This window comes from Nonomuraea sp. NPDC049784 (genome assembly GCF_040659615.1).
Lineage (GTDB): Bacteria > Actinomycetota > Actinomycetes > Streptosporangiales > Streptosporangiaceae > Nonomuraea.
On sequence record NZ_JBFAMX010000985.1, the window covers coordinates 1 to 2,540 of the forward strand.

The window sequence follows — 2,540 nt, forward strand, 5'->3', positions numbered from 1 at the left end:
CGATCGACCTGGACGAGACCTCGCCCGCCCAGCTCCGCCACCTCGCCGAGCGCCTGCCCGGCCTGCCCGTCCTCGTGCTCAACCCCGGCTACCGCCGGCTCCGCGCGCTGGCCGAGCTGATGGCCGAGGCGCCGGACGTGCGGGCCGAGATCGGCACCGTCAACACGCAGGGAGGCGTCGAGTGGCTGGCGGCGCGGTTCGGGGCGGGGCGGCTGGTGTTCGGCACGGGCGCGCCGGTGTCCGACGACTGCGGCCCGCGCTTCCTGCTCGACCACCTCGACCTGCCCCAGGAGGACGTCGAACGGATCGCCGCCGGGACCCTGGAGGAGCTGCTGTGATCCTCGACGCGCACGGCCACGTCGGGACCTGGCCCGACTTCCTCATCCCGCACCCCACCGCCGAGCACCTCGTGGCCGCGATGGACCGCATCGGCGTCACCGCGATGGGCATCAGCCACCTGCTCGCCGTCGGCCCGGACGCCGTGCGCGGCAACGAGCTGGCCATGGAGATCGCCGGACGTTTCCCCGGCAGGTTCGGGGTGTGGCAGGTCTACAACCCGCACCACCGCACCCCGCTGGTCCGCGACGGCGTGTGGGGGGTCAAACTCCACCCCGACGTGCACCAGTGCCGCCTGGACGACCCCCTGTACGAGCCGGTCTGGCAGCTCGGCCTGCCGGTCCTCGCGCACGGCCAGACGGACTCGCCGTGGAGCGACCCCGCCCAGTTCGCCGCCGTCGCCGCCCGGCACCCGCACGTACGGCTGATCATGGGGCACACGGGGCTCTGGGCGTACGGGTTCGGTCGCGCGGCCCGGCTCGTGGCCGAGCATCCGAACGTGTTCCTGGAGACGTGCGGCTCGAAGATGACCGGCCGCTGGATCGCCCGGCTGGCCGCCTTGGCGGGCGCCGAGCGGGTGCTGTTCGGCTCGGACGCGTGCTTCCTCGACCTGCGCACCGGGTACGGCCGCGTCGCCCTGGCCCCGCTCACCGACGCCGACCGCGCCCTCATCCAGGGCGCCAACCTGGCCCGCCTCCTCGGCCTCCCCACGTCGGGCCCACTCACGAAGGGACGACTCTCGTGACGCTCGCCATCCACGGCGGCACCCCCGTCCGATCGGCCCCCTGGCCCGCCTGGCCGCCGCCCCTCGACCCCGCGCAGCGCGAGCTCGTCACCAAGGTGCTCGAGAGCGGCCTCTGGGGCGCCACGCAGGGCGGTTCCGTGGTCGCGGACCTGACGGCCGCGATCGCCCGCCGCTCCGGCGTCCACAACGGCGTCGCCGTCGCCAACGCCACGCTGGGCCTGTTCGCCGCGCTCCGCGGCCTCGGCGTGGGCAGGGGCGACGAAGTGATCGTCCCGGCGTACACGTTCGTGGCGTCGGCCACCGCGGTGCTGCTGGCCGGCGCCACGCCTGTCATCGTGGACGTGGATCCGGCGGACCTGCACCTGTCACCGCGAGCCGTACAGGACGCCCTGACCGGCAGGACGGCGGCGATCATGCCCGTGCACCTGGCCGGCAGCCCGGCCGCCATGGACGCACTGAACGACCTGGCCGCCCGCCATGGCCTCGCGGTCGTCGAGGACACCGCCCAGGCGCACGGCGCCACGTACCGGGACCGCCCCGTCGGCGGCCTGGGCGACGCGGGGGTCTACAGCTTCCAGGCGAGCAAGGCGATGACCGCGGGCGAGGGCGGGCTGATCGTCTGCCGCGACGAGGCCGTGCACAGTCGCATCTGGTCGGCCTGCAACGTCGGCCGCGAGCTCGGCGGTCGCTGGTACGGCCACCCGTCCGTCGGCTGGAACCTGCGCCTCACCGAGATCCAGGCGGCACTCCTGCTGCCCTGGCTGGACCGCCTCGACGAGGAGATCGACCGCAGGAACGCCTTCTGCGCCGCCCTGGAACGCGAGCTGGCCGCCATCCCGGAGGTGGGCGTGGTGCCGCGGCCGGAAGGCACGACGCGAGACTCGCGCCACCTCCTCATGCTGCGCCTCGACCCCGGCGTGGACCGGGAGTTCCTGCTGGCCGCCATGGCCGCGGAGGGCGTGCCGCTCGACGCCGGGTACCCGCCGCTCGGCGCCATGGCCGCCCTCACCGTCGAGGGCGCCCGTGCCGAATCCTGCCCCGCCGCCGAGGAGGCCGCCAGGACCGTCGTGTGGGTCCGCCAGGCGATTCTCATGGACTCCCCGGAGGCGGCCACCGATGTCGCCGAGGCTCTCGCAAAGGTGCTGTCTAATTAGTTCCTTAGCCGTAATTAGGCATTGACCGCAAAACCGGCCGTATTCTAAATTTCGGTCATGACCTTAATTAAACGCATGTTGGCATACGGCATGGCGGCCGCGCTCGTCGCGCTCGGCGCGGCCGCCCCGGCGGTCGCGTCGGCGCCCCGCGTGGAGGATCTCGGGGTCCCCCTGGAGGACGTCCTGCTGATCGGCGGCGTGGTGGCCCCAGGCCCCGGCGGCCGGACTGTGCTGTGGGGCGCCTCCTCGGGCAGCCCAGCCCACCTCAACGCCGTCGACCCCGCCACCGGCGCCGAGGTGGCCAG

3 protein-coding genes and 1 pseudogene are annotated in these 2,540 nt (G+C 73.8%); all 4 read left to right on the forward strand.

Annotated features, from left to right (window positions below):
* On the forward strand, window positions 1–338 hold a 338-nt coding region (locus AB0J09_RS62105; RefSeq protein WP_360713533.1), incomplete at its 5' end, for an amidohydrolase family protein.
* Entirely contained in the window at window positions 335–1,081 is a 747-nt protein-coding gene (locus tag AB0J09_RS62110) for an amidohydrolase family protein (protein WP_360713535.1), read from the forward strand. The genes AB0J09_RS62105 and AB0J09_RS62110, both read left to right, overlap by 4 nt.
* A complete protein-coding gene (locus AB0J09_RS62115) occupies window positions 1,078–2,235 on the forward strand; it encodes a DegT/DnrJ/EryC1/StrS family aminotransferase (RefSeq protein ID WP_360713537.1) in 1,158 nt (385 codons plus the stop codon). Before AB0J09_RS62110 ends, AB0J09_RS62115 begins: the two co-directional genes overlap by 4 nt.
* A gap of 57 nt (window positions 2,236–2,292) precedes the next feature.
* A pseudogene (locus AB0J09_RS62120) lies at window positions 2,293–2,540 on the forward strand (hypothetical protein); the annotation flags it as partial.